Source organism: Kitasatospora sp. NBC_00458 (genome assembly GCF_036013975.1).
Classification (GTDB): Bacteria; Actinomycetota; Actinomycetes; order Streptomycetales; family Streptomycetaceae; genus Kitasatospora.
Window position 1 is genome coordinate 2,115,017 of the sequence record NZ_CP107904.1, and the last position, 13,622, is coordinate 2,128,638.

At 74.8% G+C, this 13,622-nt stretch carries 12 protein-coding genes and 1 tRNA gene; 8 read left to right on the forward strand and 5 right to left on the reverse strand.

Features of this window, described 5'->3' with window-relative positions; translation table 11 throughout:
• Positions 1 to 18 precede the first annotated feature (18 nt).
• Complete coding sequence (locus OG550_RS07970) at positions 19 to 1,065, reverse strand: LLM class F420-dependent oxidoreductase (protein WP_327675966.1); 1,047 nt, start codon at positions 1,063 to 1,065, stop codon at positions 19 to 21.
• 255 nt (positions 1,066 to 1,320) lie between these two features.
• Between OG550_RS07970 and OG550_RS07975 the strand changes: the two genes are divergently transcribed.
• The 4 genes from OG550_RS07975 (at position 1,321) to OG550_RS07990 (ending at position 6,882) form a co-directional block, all read left to right on the forward strand.
• Entirely contained in the window at positions 1,321 to 2,301 is a 981-nt protein-coding gene (locus OG550_RS07975) for an aldo/keto reductase (RefSeq protein WP_327675967.1), read from the forward strand.
• 267 nt (positions 2,302 to 2,568) lie between these two features.
• Positions 2,569 to 5,031 (forward strand): ATP-binding domain-containing protein, encoded by a 2,463-nt coding sequence (locus tag OG550_RS07980; protein WP_327675968.1) that lies wholly within the window; start codon positions 2,569 to 2,571, stop codon positions 5,029 to 5,031.
• Positions 5,032 to 5,365: 334 nt separating this feature from the next.
• Positions 5,366 to 6,148: an SDR family NAD(P)-dependent oxidoreductase gene (locus tag OG550_RS07985; protein ID WP_327675969.1), complete on the forward strand. Its 783-nt coding sequence runs from the start codon at positions 5,366 to 5,368 to the stop codon at positions 6,146 to 6,148.
• A gap of 83 nt (positions 6,149 to 6,231) precedes the next feature.
• Positions 6,232 to 6,882, forward strand: a complete 651-nt coding sequence (locus OG550_RS07990) for an ester cyclase (protein WP_327675970.1) — start codon at positions 6,232 to 6,234, stop codon at positions 6,880 to 6,882.
• Between the two features lie 174 nt (positions 6,883 to 7,056).
• On the opposite strand, the gene OG550_RS07995 is transcribed toward OG550_RS07990, so the two are convergent.
• The gene (locus tag OG550_RS07995) at positions 7,057 to 7,665 is read right to left on the reverse strand and encodes a hypothetical protein (RefSeq protein WP_327675971.1); all 609 of its coding nucleotides are present in this window, start codon (positions 7,663 to 7,665) and stop codon (positions 7,057 to 7,059) included.
• Positions 7,666 to 8,018: 353 nt separating this feature from the next.
• Here OG550_RS07995 and OG550_RS08000 point away from each other — a divergent pair, with 353 nt between their 5' ends.
• The gene (locus OG550_RS08000; RefSeq protein ID WP_327675972.1) at positions 8,019 to 8,228 is read left to right on the forward strand and encodes a DUF5703 family protein; all 210 of its coding nucleotides are present in this window, start codon (positions 8,019 to 8,021) and stop codon (positions 8,226 to 8,228) included.
• A 439-nt stretch (positions 8,229 to 8,667) separates the two neighbouring features.
• On the opposite strand, the gene OG550_RS08005 is transcribed toward OG550_RS08000, so the two are convergent.
• The 3 genes from OG550_RS08005 to OG550_RS08015 all read right to left on the reverse strand — a co-directional run bounded on the left by OG550_RS08005 (position 8,668) and on the right by OG550_RS08015 (position 11,656).
• Positions 8,668 to 9,528, reverse strand: coding sequence for a chaplin (locus tag OG550_RS08005; RefSeq protein WP_327675973.1), 861 nt, complete (start codon positions 9,526 to 9,528; stop codon positions 8,668 to 8,670).
• A 243-nt stretch (positions 9,529 to 9,771) separates the two neighbouring features.
• Positions 9,772 to 10,014 carry a chaplin gene (locus tag OG550_RS08010; protein WP_442905955.1) on the reverse strand — a complete coding sequence of 81 codons (243 nt, stop codon included), beginning with the start codon at positions 10,012 to 10,014 and terminating at the stop codon, positions 9,772 to 9,774.
• Positions 10,015 to 10,270: 256 nt separating this feature from the next.
• A complete protein-coding gene (locus tag OG550_RS08015) occupies positions 10,271 to 11,656 on the reverse strand; it encodes a M20/M25/M40 family metallo-hydrolase (RefSeq protein ID WP_442905956.1) in 1,386 nt (461 codons plus the stop codon).
• A 210-nt stretch (positions 11,657 to 11,866) separates the two neighbouring features.
• Between OG550_RS08015 and OG550_RS08020 the strand changes: the two genes are divergently transcribed.
• The 3 genes from OG550_RS08020 to OG550_RS08030 all read left to right on the forward strand — a co-directional run bounded on the left by OG550_RS08020 (position 11,867) and on the right by OG550_RS08030 (position 13,594).
• A tRNA-Leu gene (locus OG550_RS08020) sits at positions 11,867 to 11,951 on the forward strand.
• Between the two features lie 121 nt (positions 11,952 to 12,072).
• Positions 12,073 to 12,432 carry a zinc ribbon domain-containing protein YjdM gene (locus OG550_RS08025; protein WP_327675976.1) on the forward strand — a complete coding sequence of 120 codons (360 nt, stop codon included), beginning with the start codon at positions 12,073 to 12,075 and terminating at the stop codon, positions 12,430 to 12,432.
• 649 nt (positions 12,433 to 13,081) lie between these two features.
• Positions 13,082 to 13,594, forward strand: coding sequence for a MarR family winged helix-turn-helix transcriptional regulator (locus OG550_RS08030; protein WP_327675977.1), 513 nt, complete (start codon positions 13,082 to 13,084; stop codon positions 13,592 to 13,594).
• The last annotated feature ends 28 nt before the right edge of the window (positions 13,595 to 13,622 follow it).

Genomic DNA, 13,622 nt, shown 5'->3' on the forward strand with positions numbered 1-13,622 from the left:
CCGGCCCCCGGCCCGGGCTCAGGCCAGCCCGGCGCGCTCCAGCGCCTCGACACCGGTGCGCAGCGCCTGGATCCGCTCGTCGAGGGTGAAGCCGGCCGGGGCCAGGGTCAGCGTGGTGACCCCCGCGTCCGCGTAGGCCTGCATCCGGTCGGCGATCCGCGCGGTGTCGCCGACCAGCGAGGTGGCGTCGATCAGGTCGTGCGGCACGGCCGCCGCCGCGCCCGCGTAGTCCTTGGCGAGGTAGCGCTCCTGGATCTCGTCGGCCGCCTGCTCGTACCCCATGCGGCGGGTGAGCTGGTTGTAGAAGTTCTTCTCCTTGCTGCCCATGCCGCCGATGTAGAGCGCGGCGTAGGAGCGCTGGGAGTCGACCCCCGCCTTGAGGTCCTCGCCGACCGCGATGGTGACGGTCGGGCAGAGGTCGAAGCCCTCCAGGTCCTTGCCGGCCTTGGCGCGGCCGGCCTTCAGCGGGTCGAGGGAGAGCGCGGCGTGCTCGGGGGCGAAGAAGATGCCCAGCCAGCCGTCGGCGATCTCGCCGGTCTGCTCCAGGTTCTTCGGGCCGATCGCCGCGATGTACAGCGGGATGTGCTCGCGCACCGGGTGCACGGTGAGCTTGATCGGCTTGCCGGGGCCGCCGGGCAGCGGCAGCGTCCAGTGCGCGCCCTCGTGGACCAGCCGCTCGCGGGACATCGCCTTGCGGATGATCTCGACGTACTCGCGGGTGCGGGCCAGCGGCTTGTCGAACTTCACGCCGTACCAGCCCTCGGAGACCTGCGGGCCGGAGACGCCCAGGCCGAGCCGGAACCGGCCGCCGGACAGGGTGTCCAGGGTGGCGGCGGTCATCGCGGTCATCGCCGGGGTGCGGGCCGGGATCTGGAAGATGGCCGAGCCGACGTCGATCCGCTCGGTCCGGGCCGCGACGAACGACAGCACGGTGGCCGCGTCCGAGCCGTACGCCTCGGCCGCCCAGCAGACCGAGTAGCCGAGCCGGTCGGCCTCCTGGGCGACGGCGATGTTGTCGGCGTCCATGCCGAGACCCCAGTAGCCGAGGTTGATGCCGAGTCGCATGGGCACTGCCTTCCAGTTCGGGTGTTCCGTGAGGGTAACCGCGCGTCCGGCGGCCATGCTACTGGCCGGTAGCGGTGGCCTGGGTCACATTCGCGGCGCGGCCCGCGGGGCCGGGCGAGCCGTGATCGTTCTGCGGGTCTGCACACCTGCCCGGGCACCGGCCGCTACGCTCAGCCGACGTGGGGGCGCCACGCCCCACCTGCGCGTTTGTCCCCCGATGCCCCTCCGGCATCGGCCACTGAGAGGGTCCGTCCGATGGAAAAGCGTCACCTCGGCCGCACCGGGCTGCAGGTTTCCCGGCTCGGCCTCGGCACCATGACCTGGGGCCGCGACACCGACGAGCAGGAGGCCGCCGAACAGCTCAAGGAGTTCGTCGACGCGGGCGGCAACCTGGTGGACACCGCCGACGTGTACGCCGACGGCGACGCCGAGTACCTGCTCTCCCGGCTCACCGACAGCCTGGTCCCCCGCTCCGACCTGGTCATCGCCACCAAGGCGGGCAGCGTGCCCGCCTCCGGCCGCCGCTTCGACGGTTCCCGCGGCCACCTGCTCGCCGCCCTGGACGCCTCGCTGCGACGGCTCGGCACCGACTACGTCGACCTCTGGCAGGTGCACGCCTTCGACCCGGCCACACCGGTCGAGGAGACGCTCAGCGCCCTCGACATCGCCGTCGCCTCCGGACGCGCCCGCTACGTCGGGGTCTGCGACTACAGCGGCTGGCAGCTCGCCAAGGCCTCCACCTGGCAGAACGCCCACCACGGCCGGGTCCCGCTGGCCGGCGCGCAGCTGGAGTACTCGCTGCTCCAGCGCGGCATCGAGCGGGAGGCGGTGCCCGCCGCCCGGGACGGCGGCGTCGGCCTGCTCGCCTCCTCCCCGCTCGGGCGCGGCGTGCTCACCGGCAAGTACCGGCACGGCGTCCCCCAGGACTCGCGGGGCGCCTCGCCCTACCTCTCCGGGTTCGTCCAGCCGTACCTCGGGGAGCGCTCGCGACGGATCGTGGACGCCGTCGCCACCGCCGCCGACGGGCTCGCCAGCAGCCCGCTGGCGGTGGCGCTCGCCTGGGTCCGGGACCGGCCCGGGGTGGCGAGCGCACTGGTCGGGGCACGGACGGTGGCCCAGCTGCAGGCGGCGTTGTCGGTGGAGGACCTTACGCTTCCGGGTGAGATCCGCGGTGCGCTCGACGACATCTCGGCGCCGGTCCACCGCTACCCCGACCAGGGGTGGAGCGAGCTGTAGGACGGCGCGCGCCCGCCCCGTGAACCGAAGAGCCCGGCCCCACCGTGCCACCGCCGACGTGATGTAGTGCCCGTGCCGCTCGTGCCGCCCGCGCAGCCCCCGCCGCCCGCGCAGCCCCCGCCGCCCGCGCCGCCCCTGCCGCACCGAACCGACCGACCGTCGGCCCGGCCGCCCCGTGCGGCCGGTGGCCGGCCAGACCCGGCCGGCCGCCCGTACGACGGGGCGGCCGGCGCCCAGCAGTGGAGTTGAGCTTTTGTGGAGCGAACGATGAGTGACACGGAGAACGGCGCTCCGGAGGAGGCCTCGACGGCCCCCGGCACCGGTGACGGCGCCGCCGTCCCGGCACCTGCGCCCGTTCCTGCACCTGCTCCCGCTCCTTCGTCCGGGGCGGAGGCGGGGCCGGGGGCCTCCGCCGCGTCCGCGCCCGCGCCCGCATCCCCGCCCGGCGACAAGGCCGACAAGGCCGCGGCCATCGCGGCGCTGGCCGAGGCGGTCCGGGCCGTCGAACGGTCCACCGGGACCGGCGGCGTCCGGCTCGGGCCGCGCGGCGCCGCTCCGGCGGGTGGTTCCGCCGCCGCGCCTCCCGCCGCCCCCGAGGAGGCTCCGCCCGTCCGGCCCGCCGCGGACGGGAGCGGACCCGAGGGCCCGGGTACGGCTGCGGGCGCGGCTGCGGGCCCGGGTTCGGCTGCGGGCGCCACGGCCGGCGGCGGTGCCGCGACCGGCGTTGCCGCGACCAGGAGCGGCCCGCCCGTCACCGACGATCAGCGCGCGCAGGCGTTGCAGGCCACCGCCGAGGTCCTCACCGCCGGCGGCGCCCCCGCCGACCTGGCCCCCGCCGCCGTGGCCGCGTTCGGCGACAGCGCCGCCGAGCAGCTGCGCGACGACCCGTGGACGGTCCTGGGCCTGGCCGGTGTCCGGCCCGAGCACGCCGACGGCTTCGCCCGCGGCCTGCTCGGCTCCGCGGCCGGTCCCGGCGACCCGCGTCGCGCCGTCGCCCTGGTCGCCTGGGTGCTGGAGCAGGGAGCATTGCGCGGCCACTCGGCCCTGGAGATCGGCGACGTCACCGCCGGCCTCGACCGGCTGCGCGTGCCGGACGTCGCCGCGGCCGTCCAGTCCGCCGTGCTCCAGGGCCGGGCGATGCCGTTCCAGGAGCCGCTCACCGGTGCCGAGGCGCACGCCGCCGGCGGCGACGACGAGGAGGACGAGGCGCCGACCCGCACCCTGCTCGCGCCGGCCCGGCTGGCCCTCGCGGAGGAGAGCCTGGCGGACGGTCTGGTCCGGCTGATGTCGACCTTCGTCCCCGGCGAGGACCCGGCGGACGGCGACACCGGTGAGGAGCCCGCCACCGACGGCCCGCCGGCCGGCGAGGACCCGGACCCGGACACGGAGCCGGAGCCGGAGCCGGAGCCGGGCGGCGACCCGGAAGGCGACCCGGAAGGCGTCCCGGCGGACGAAGCCGGCGGGACCACGGGCCCGGACGGCGCCGGGAGCGGACCGGAGGCCCTCACCGGGGAGTCCCCGGCGGCGCCCCCCGCGCCCGGACCGACGGCCTGGGAGGCCGCGGCCGTCGCGGCGCCGTCCTCCTCCGCGAGCGCCCTGGTCCGCGCCGTCGCCGAGAGCCCGCTCGTCCTGCACACCGGCGGCGAGGCCGCCCGCGCGGAGGCGGCCGCCCTGCTGGCCGCCGCCTCCGGCCTCGGGCTGCGCGCCTGGGCCGCCACCTGGACCGACCAGGGCCGCGCCGCCTTCGCCGCACCCGCCGAGGCACCCGGCGCCGTCCCCGTCGTCACCCTGGCCGAACTGCTGGCCGGTGCGGCCGGCCCCGGCCGGGACGCCGACGACATGCTCGCGCTCGACGTCCTGATCGTCCTGGACGCCCCCCTGCTGGACGTCGAACTGGCCGCCGCCCTGCTGGAATCGCTGGCCGACGGCACCCGGCTGGTGCTCAGCGGCGACCCGGGCCAGCTCTGGTCGGCCGGCCCCGGCCGGTTCTTCGCCGACCTGCTCGCCGCCAAGGCCTGCCCGGCGGTCGCCTCGCGCACACCGGACTTCGGCCCGATCGGCGAGCTGGTCTCCGGCGTCGGCATCGGCGAGCTCCAGCCGGTCGACGCCCCGGACAAGGAGGTGGTCATCCTCACCGCCAAGGACGGCGCCGAGGCCGTCCACCGCGCCGTCCAGCTGCTCACCGACTCCATCCCGCGCGCCCTCGGCATCCCGGCCGAGCAGGTGGTGCTCCTCACCCCCGGCCACGGCGGCAGCGCCGGCACCCGGGCCCTGAACGCCGCCGCCAAGGCCCGGCTGAACCCGGGCCCGGGCCGGTTCGGCGGCTTCGACCCGAACGACCGGGTGGCCGACTCCCCCGCCCCCGGCCACACCCGGCTGGCCCGGGTGCTCGACGGCGACGCCACCGGACTGCACCTGGAGTACACGGACGGCACCCGCCGGACGGTCCCGCCGGCCGAGGCCGGACGGCTCCGGCACGGCTGGGCCCTGACCGTCCACCAGGCCGTCGGCCGCCGCTGGCCCGGCGCGGTGGTCGTGCTGCCCGACGACGCGGCCGCGGGGCTCACCCGCCAGTGGGTCTACACCGCCTTCGGCCGCGGCGAACGCCACCTCTCGGTGGTCCACGCCGCCGGACCGGCGCTCGCCCAGGCCGTCGCCGAGCGCCCGGCCTCCCCCCGCACCACCCGGCTCCGCGCGATCCTCGCCGAGAACGCCGCCCGGACGTACTGACCCCGGTCGCCGCCCGGCCGGGCGGCGACCGCACCACGTCCGGGCCCAGGTCCGGGCCCAGGTCCGGCCCACGTCCGCACCACGGGAGGGCCCCTCACCCACGAGGGGCCCTCCCGCCGCGTTCTCCCGCCCCCTCCCGCGTCCCCGGTCCCGGCCGGCCGTCCTCCCCGGTCGCACCGGCGGTGCCCCGCACCTGCGGGCATGAACACAGATCATGGTTCCGGTAGAAATCAAGCCTTGGACGCATGACAGCAGGTCGGCGGAGGGTGGAGGCAGTTCGCACCCGGCTCCCGAGCCCCTCCCGCGAACCCGGACCGACCGAGGAGTGCCCTTCATGGATCTTCAGCTCACCGACAAGGTGGTCGTCGTCACCGGCGCCTCCGCCGGGATCGGCGAGGCCGCCGTACGGCTGCTCGCCGCCGAGGGGGCGGTCGTGGTCGGCGTGGCCCGCTCGCCGGAGGGCGTCACGGCACTCGGCGAGCGGGTGGAGGCGGTGGCCGCTGACGTGACCGACCCCGGTGCGGCGGGCCTCGTCGTCGAACGGGTACTGGCCCGGCACGGACGGCTGGACGCCCTGGTCAACAACGTCGGCGGCCTGGACGCCCGGCCCGGCTTCCTGGAGGTCACCGACGAGCAGTGGCTCGCCGCCTTCGACCTCAACTTCCACTCCGCGGTGCGGATGAGCCGCGCCGCACTGCCCGCACTGCTGCGCGGGGGCGGCGCACTGGTGCACGTCGCCAGCGAGGCCGCGCGGCTGCCCGACAGTCCGCTGGTGGACTACGCGGCTGCCAAGACCGCACTGCTCTCGCTCTCGAAGTCGCTCGCCGTCGAGTTCGGCCCGCGCGGCGTCCGCTCCAACGTGGTCTCGCCGGGGCCGACCCGGACCCGGCTCTGGGACGCGCCCGGCGGCTTCGCCGAGCAGCTCGCCGAGGGCTTCGGACTGCCCGTCGAGGAGGCCGTCGACCACTTCGTCCGCGAGGTCAGGCGTCTGCCGAGCGCCCGGCTGGGCACGCCCGAGGACGTCGCACGGGTGATCGCCTACCTGGCCTCGCCGCTGGCCGGGCAGGTCACCGGCGCCGAGTGGGCGGTCGACGGCGGCGCACTCCGCCAGCTCTGAACCGGCCCGGCGCCCGCGCCGCAGGCCCTGGGCGCCGCCCGCCCCGCGCCACCCGCCGCCCCGAGAGAGGAACGTCCGAAATCATGCGCTCGCCGAAGCGTCCCCGCACCACCGCCGCCGTCACCGCCGCCGCGCTCGCCGGTCTGCTCGCCGCCGCCGTCGCGTTCGGGACCGCCGCCACCACAGCCACCGCCTCCACCACCGCACGCGGTTCGGCCGGTGACCGCGGTCCCGGCGCCGACCGGGCCTGGAGCCTGGTGGACCGTTCGCCGGGCCTGGTCCGGCCACGCGCGCTGACCGTCGACGGGTCGCTCGGCAAGCGCCGGGCCGCCCAGGAGATCCGGCTCGCCCAGCAGCTCTACACCTTCTGGAACACCGGCGACCGGCGGTACCTGGACGCCGCCGTCGACCGGGACTTCCGGGACAACACGCTCCCGGAGGGCCGCCCGCAGGGCCCGGCCGGGCCGGCCTTCGCCTCGCGCGCCTTCCGCGCGGCCGTGCCGGACCTCAGCTGCGAACTCGCCGACCTGATGATCACCGGCGACCGGATCACCGCGAGGCTCGTCTTCCGCGGCCACTTCACCGGCGTGTCCGACGGCGTCGCGGGGCACGGCCAGCGGGTCGAGTTCAACGCGATCGACATCCAGCACGTCGGGACCGACCGGATCACCGAGGACTGGCACATCGAGGACAACCGCACGCTGCTCGCCCAACTCGGCGCCGCCACCGGCTGAGTGCCCGCACGGGCGCCCGGGCGGGCGGGGTGCGGCACCGGGCGGGGTGCCCCGGCGCCGCCCCCGCCTCGGCGACCGGGGGCGGCACGGCCGCCGGCCGACAGGTCTGTCGGCCCGCCCGGCGACCGGCGACCGGTCACCGGGCAGGCGGCCGGCGGCCCTGCGACCGACCGGTCAGTCGTCGGGGTCCTCGTCGTCGTAGACCTCGCTGACGTCGAAGCGGCAGATCAGCAGCTGCGGATCCGCGTGCTCGAAGGGCTCCGGCAGCCACTCCCCGGGCTCGGACGGCTCGGCGGCGGCCACCCAGAGCGTCGAGTCGGCCTCCTCCAGACCGAACTCCTCGCTGCGGGCGGCGATCTCGTCGGGCTCGAACTCGCCGAACAGCACACCGATCGCGGCGTTCACCCCACCGGTGTCCACGCCCCCGCCGGGGGTCAGCGAGTCGTCCAGCCGTTCCGCCTGGGCGCGCAGCCGCTTCGGGTCGACGACGTGGTAGTCGCGGCGGATCAGCACGCTGATCGCCTCCGGCTGTTCGGGACCGTGGTACCCACCCGGACCCTCGTCACCGGGCACCTCGAAGGGGGTGACCTCGTCGTAGACCTCGTAGAGGAGTTGGTCGTACGCGATCGCCGCCGTCGCGAGCTGCTCGTAAGCGGTGGTCACAGCGGAATCGTCCGCTGCGGTGGGGCTTGACACCGCTTCCAGATGACGGTCGATGGCGGCCTTGACCGCCTCGGCGGCGGCGCGTACCTCGGCAATGGTGGGCTGCGCGGCATCAGACATGGTGCAGACGCTATCTCCCCTCGGTGCCGGTACGCACAGCGGTTGTCACCTACACCCGCGATTTCACCGCAACTTCCCCCGCGATGTCCGTTCCGCGTGCTTCTGTCCCCGCCCCCGGACCCTCCCCCGGGGGCGCGGAGCGGCCGGGCTGAGCCGTACGGGTGCCGCTTCACGAGCCGCGTTCGGGGTATGCCGACCACAGGAGCAACGAAACTGATGAGCTGTCAGCAGGAGACCCGGGCCGACCGGGCGGTTCCGGCGCGAGGACTGCGGGGATCGCGGCCGAAAACACCGGGCCGGTTGTCGGAGGCAGGCCGTAGGCTTGCCCCAAGGTGTCCCTCAGGAGGAGCGTTTTGACCCCACCGAAGCCGGTCCGGCAGCCGGAGTACGAGTACCAGTCGCTGCGCATGCCCCGCGGGACCTCCCGCAACGCGGCACGCCAACTACTCACCGATCACGCCGAGTACGGGCACTGGGAACTGGACAGGCTCAGCCTGTTCCCGGACGGCAGCCGGACCGTGCTGCTGCGCCGGCGGATCATCCGGCAGGTCCGGAGCTGGTGACGGCCTCCACCTGCTGAGACGGCGCGTCGCCCGCGCCGCCGCCCGACCCGACCGGTCTCCCCGGCATCCCCGAGCGGCCTGCCCCGGACGGTCCCGTCCCCCGACGCCCTCCCGGCCCCCTGTCGGCCCTCCCCGGTCCTCGCCCTGCCTTCGCCGGGCCTTTGCCGGGCTCGACCCTGCCTTCGCCGGGCTTCGCCGACCGGATCCTCCCTGCTTGACGCGACGTCGCCGACGCGACGCCCGGTGCTGCGCCCGTACCCGCCGTTCCTCCGGCGGGCACGGGCTCACCACGTCCTGGCGCGTCCGGGGAGGCGGCGCACGGCCTGGCCCCCCGGGCACGGGCTCCGAACGGGAGCACCGCACCGGCCCGGGGCCGGTGCGGTGCAGTGCAGTGCTCAGCGGAGCCCGGTTCCGCCCTCGACGGGCACCGGCGCCGTCCTCAGCGGGCCCCGGCGCGAGCGCGGCGGTAGAGGACGCCGCCGCCGATCAGCAGCGCCAGACCTGCCGCACCGAGCAGTTCGGTCGAACCGGCACCGGTCGAGGCCAGCTCACTGCCGACGGCCGACGGGGCCGCGGACGGGCTGCCGGTCCGCGCGGAGGCCGGCACCGCCTGGCCGCTCGGGCGCGCCTGGCCCGCTCCACCGGTGGCGGCGGCACTCGGGGTGCCGCCGGACGGGGTGGTGGCGGTCGGACCGCCGGCGCGCGGGACGCCGGGCGTGGTCTCGCCGCTGCCCGGGGTATGGGTGGGCGGCGTGGTCGGGTGGCTGGTGGCGGGCGGCGGCGGGTTGTGCGGGCCGTGCTCCTCCGGGCAGTCCTCGTCCGGGGTGGCGGGCGGGGTGTGCACCGGTGCGGGCGCGTTGGCGCAGTCGTTGCCGAAGGCGGGGTTGGCGGCGCCCACCACGTCGACCGAGTTGCCGCAGGCGTTCACCGGGATGTGCACGGGGGCCTGGATGCTGTTGCCGGAGACCACGCCCGGGGAGCCGACCGCGGTACCGGAGGCGCCGGACCCCGAGGCAGCGGCACCCGACCCGGCGTGCCCGCCCGCACCCGAACGCCCGGAGGCGTTGGCGCAGTTGTTGCCGTACGCCGGGTTCAGCACGCCGATCACGTCGACCGTGTTGCCACAGGCGTTGACGGGCACGTGGACCGGCACCTGCACCGAGTTGCCGGAGGCCACGCCCGGTGACCCCACCGCGTCCCCCTCCGCCCCGGCGCTCGCATAGGCGTAGCCGGCGGTCGAGGCCAGCACACTGCCGGTGGCCACGGCCGTGAGGAGCCCCTTCTTGGCTACATTCCTCATATTTTCCCCTGACATATCGAGACGACGTGATGACCTACCGAAAGTCGGAATTTCCGAATAAGCGGAGAGGTCTTCGGCTGCATGGGAGAGAACGAAGAAACCCGCGCGGAGGTTGACCCGTGCCAGCCCTATTCACCCGTTCGAGGGATGTGAGGCGGAAACCGTGGGGCGGACTCCGGGCAGACAAGCGCCCCCGGCGCGGCGATCCGCCACCGGGGGCCCGACTCAACGACTGGCGTGGGCTCAGACGTTGGCGCAGTGGTTGCCGAACGCCGGGTTCAGCACGCCGATCACGCTGATGGTGTTGCCGCACAGGTTGACCGGGATGTGCACCGGGATCTGGATCTGGTTGCCCGACACGACACCCGGGGAACCGGCGGCCACGCCCTCGGCGCCGGCCCCGCCGTGAGCGGAGGCGACACCGGCGGCGGCGAGCAGCAGACCACCGGTGGCGGCGGTAACGGCGGCGATCTTCTTGACCTTCATCATTCCTCCTGTATGAACACCCGGATATCGGTTCCGGGCCGTCACAGGAGTGAACGACGTTGCGGCAAACGGGGTACGGAACAGACGTCCCATTCACCCGCAACGGTGATACGACGAACAGGTAATCGACCTGAGTCGGCGCTCGATGGTTGTCCAGTGGGCGGCCCGGTCACGACGGACGGCCCGCTCCCGGAGATCCGGGAACGGGCCGTCCACCTGCGCCGGGGCTCCCGTGGGAGCGGCCCCGCACACCGGCTCAGCAGGCGTCGATGAACCGGTCCAGCACCCGCACGCCGAACTTCAGCCCGTCCACCGGCACCCGCTCGTCCACGCCGTGGAACATCCCGGCGAAGTCCAGCTCCGGCGGCAGCTGCAGCGGGGCGAAGCCGAAGCAGCGGATCCCGAGGTCCTGGAACGACTTGGCGTCCGTCCCGCCGGAGAGGCAGTACGGAACCGCCCGGGCGATCGGGTCCTCGGCCCGCAGCGCGCTCTGCATGGCCTCGACCAGCGCGCCGTCGAAGCTGGTCTCGATGGCCTTGTCCGAGTGCAGGCTCTCCCGCTTCACCCGCGGACCGAGCACGCTGTCCAGCTCGGCCAGGAACTCCTCCTCGTAGCCGGGCAGGAAGCGCCCGTCCACGTGCGCCGTGGCCTGCCCGGGGATCACGTTCACCTTGTACCCGGCGCCGAGCATGGTCGGCTGGGCGGTGTTGCGCAGCGTGGTGCCGATCATCTTGGCGATGCCGCCGAGCACCCGGAGCGTCTCGTCCATGTCCTCCGGGTCGAGCTCGACGCCCAGCGCGTCCGACAGCTCGTCCAGGAAGGCCCGGACGGTCTTGGTGATCCGCAGCGGGAACTGGTGGCGGCCGAGCCGGGCCACCGCCTCGCACAGCTCGGTGATCGCGTTGTCGTCGTTCTCCATCGACCCGTGCCCGGCCCGGCCCTCGACGCTGAGCCGCATCCAGTGCATGCCCTTCTCGGCCGTCTCGATCAGGTAGAGGCGGGCCTGGTCGTTGACCGTGAAGGAGAAGCCGCCGACCTCGCCGATCGCCTCGGTCACGCCCTCGAACAGCCCCGGGTGCTTGTCCACCAGGTACCGCGCGCCGTACGTGCCGCCCGCCTCCTCGTCTGCGAGGAAGGCCAGCACCAGGTCACGCGGGGGCTTGCGCCCGGTGCGCAGCCGGTCCCGGACGACCGCCAGGGTCATCGCGTCCATGTCCTTCATGTCCACCGCGCCGCGGCCCCAGACGCAGCCGTCGGCGATCTCCCCGGCGAACGGGTCGTACGTCCAGTCCGCGGCGTTGGCCGGCACCACGTCCGTGTGCCCGTGGATCAGCAGGCCGGGCCGCGACCTGTCCTCGCCCTCGATCCGGACGACGGTGGAGGCACGTCCCTTCGCCGACTCGAAGATCTGCGGTTCGAGACCGAACTCGGCGAGCTGCTCGGCCACGTACTCGGCGGCCTTCCGCTCGCCCGGACCGGAACCGTCGCCGTAGTTGCTGGTGTCGATCCGGATCAGATCGCGGCAGATCTCGGCGACCTCGGACTCGCCCGTCACCTTCGCCGCCGCCCGCCCCGCCGACTCGCTCCGTTCGCTCACGGTCACTCCTCGTCTCTGGCCCGCACCGGCGCCCCAGCGCGCCATCCCCGGGACCTGCACCCGGGCCGTACGAGCACGTCCGCCCATCCTCTCCCAGCCCCCGACCCGGATCCACCCCCACGAAACACGCCGACACACCCCCGCAACCCCCACTCCCCCACCCGGGGCCGTTTTGGGAGCGCAAGCCGATCACTGCTACAGTTACATCTGTCAGCGCGGCCGACGAACAGAAGGAAGCCGCAAAGACAACACCCCGTCCGGGTGGCGGAATGGCAGACGCGCTAGCTTGAGGTGCTAGTGCCCTTTATCGGGCGTGGGGGTTCAAGTCCCCCCTCGGACACAACGTGCGGGCCAGGAGAAATCCTGGCCCGCATTTTGCATTTCCCGGGCCGCCCGCGCAGCCGGGTCCGACGGCGGGCCGCCCGGCGGGCCCCGGGACGGGGCTCGGATAGCCTGGCGCGATGAGTGAGAATCCGCCGCCCTGCCCCAAGTGTTCGAGTGAGTACACCTATGAGATGGATGCCCTGATCGTCTGCCCGGAGTGCGGGCACGAGTGGGCGGCGGCCGGTGGGGGTGCCGGGGAGGCCGGGGGTACCGGGGACCGGGTCGTGCGGGACGCGGTCGGGAACGTGCTGACTGACGGGGACACCGTGACGGTGGTCAAGGCGCTCAAGGTGAAGGGGAGCGCCTCGGGGATCAAGGCGGGAACCAAGGTGCGGAACATCCGGCTGGTCGACGGGGTGGACGGGCACGACATCGACTGCCGGATCGAGGGGTTCGGCGCGATGCAGCTGAAGTCGAGCGTGGTGAAGAAGGCCTGAGGCCTGCCCTTCCCGAGCACGGAGGGTCGGGGGGACGCGGGCCGGGGGCGGTTCCCGGGCTCAGCGGGCGGTCCAGACCGGGCAGGCGGGCTGGTGTCGGTGGGTGCGGATGACGGTGCCGCCGAGGGAGCGGTGCTCGGTGGTCGCGACGGCGCAGCAGGGCCGGGGGGAGGCGGCCGGTGCGTGCGCGGATGTGCGCACCGGCGGGTGGGCGGGCACGGCCCGGGGCTTGGGCCCGGCGAACGGGGACGCGGACGCGGGCGCAGAGGCGGGCGCAGAGGCGGACGCGGACGGATGCGGGTCCCGATCCGACAGCGGGTGCACACGCGGGCGCGGGCGCGGGTGCGGCCGGTGGGTGGTCTGGCCGGCGGCACCCGATCGGCCGCCGGTCGCCCGGTGGTCGGTGGTGCGGCGGCCGCGTCGGCGGCGGGGTGAGGAGGTGGTCACGGTGGCGAGGTTGCCCCGGCCGGGACCCGACTATCCGGGAGCCACCCGAACGAGTCGGGAGCGAATGCCTGTTGACGCCGACTCGGAAGAAATAGAGAATTCCTTCATTATGAAGGACGTACATACTTCCATCGAACCGGCCGCCGGTCCCCTGGACCGCGATGCCGAAGGGCGGCTGTACGACCCCCGGGTCCGGACCGCCATGACCACGTTCACCCACGACGGAGACACCCTCGCGCTGGAGGCGGCGGCCGCGGCCCGCTCGGCGTTCCACGCGGTGGAGCGGCTGCGCGCGCACGGTTCCGAGGGGCGCGGACTGAGCGCGGGCGCGCTGGACGTGCTGGTCAGGCTGGGCGCCGCCGGCGGGGACGCCGACGGCCCGGCGGGCCTCACCGTCGGCGAGCTGGCACGGGCGGGGGGCGTCAGCTCGCGCAACGTGACCGGGCTGGTCGACACCCTGGAGCGGGAGGGTCTGGCCCGCCGGTCGGCCGACCCGCACGACCGCCGGGCGGTGCGGGTCACCGCCACCCCGGAGGGGCTGGCCTGGCTGGAGGCGTTCCGGGCGCCGACCGAACGGGCCATGGCCGCGGTCTTCCGAGGGTTCTCACCGGACGAACTCGCCCAGCTCCGCCACCTCTGCCTGCGGCTGGTGGAGAACCAGCGACGGGTCGAGGCGTACCTGGCGGCGGGACGGCCGGAGTCCTCCGGGGAGTAGGCGGGCCTCCGGGGAACAGGGCCGGGCG

What these genes read in the sequence shown, in the direction of transcription:
- OG550_RS08025 (WP_327675976.1), top strand. Translation starts at nt 12,073, where the DNA reads ATGAGTGAGAATCCGCCGCCCTGCCCCAAGTGTTCGAGTGAGTACACC.
- OG550_RS07975 (WP_327675967.1), top strand. Translation starts at nt 1,321, where the DNA reads ATGGAAAAGCGTCACCTCGGCCGCACCGGGCTGCAGGTTTCCCGGCTC.
- OG550_RS07970 (WP_327675966.1), bottom strand. Translation starts at nt 1,065, where the DNA reads ATGCGACTCGGCATCAACCTCGGCTACTGGGGTCTCGGCATGGACGCC.
- OG550_RS08010 (WP_442905955.1), bottom strand. Translation starts at nt 10,014, where the DNA reads ATGAAGGTCAAGAAGATCGCCGCCGTTACCGCCGCCACCGGTGGTCTG.
- OG550_RS07995 (WP_327675971.1), bottom strand. Translation starts at nt 7,665, where the DNA reads ATGTCTGATGCCGCGCAGCCCACCATTGCCGAGGTACGCGCCGCCGCC.
- OG550_RS08005 (WP_327675973.1), bottom strand. Translation starts at nt 9,528, where the DNA reads ATGAGGAATGTAGCCAAGAAGGGGCTCCTCACGGCCGTGGCCACCGGC.
- OG550_RS07980 (WP_327675968.1), top strand. Translation starts at nt 2,569, where the DNA reads ATGAGTGACACGGAGAACGGCGCTCCGGAGGAGGCCTCGACGGCCCCC.
- OG550_RS08015 (WP_442905956.1), bottom strand. Translation starts at nt 11,656, where the DNA reads ATGGCGCGCTGGGGCGCCGGTGCGGGCCAGAGACGAGGAGTGACCGTG.
- OG550_RS07990 (WP_327675970.1), top strand. Translation starts at nt 6,232, where the DNA reads ATGCGCTCGCCGAAGCGTCCCCGCACCACCGCCGCCGTCACCGCCGCC.
- OG550_RS07985 (WP_327675969.1), top strand. Translation starts at nt 5,366, where the DNA reads ATGGATCTTCAGCTCACCGACAAGGTGGTCGTCGTCACCGGCGCCTCC.
- OG550_RS08030 (WP_327675977.1), top strand. Translation starts at nt 13,082, where the DNA reads ATGACCACGTTCACCCACGACGGAGACACCCTCGCGCTGGAGGCGGCG.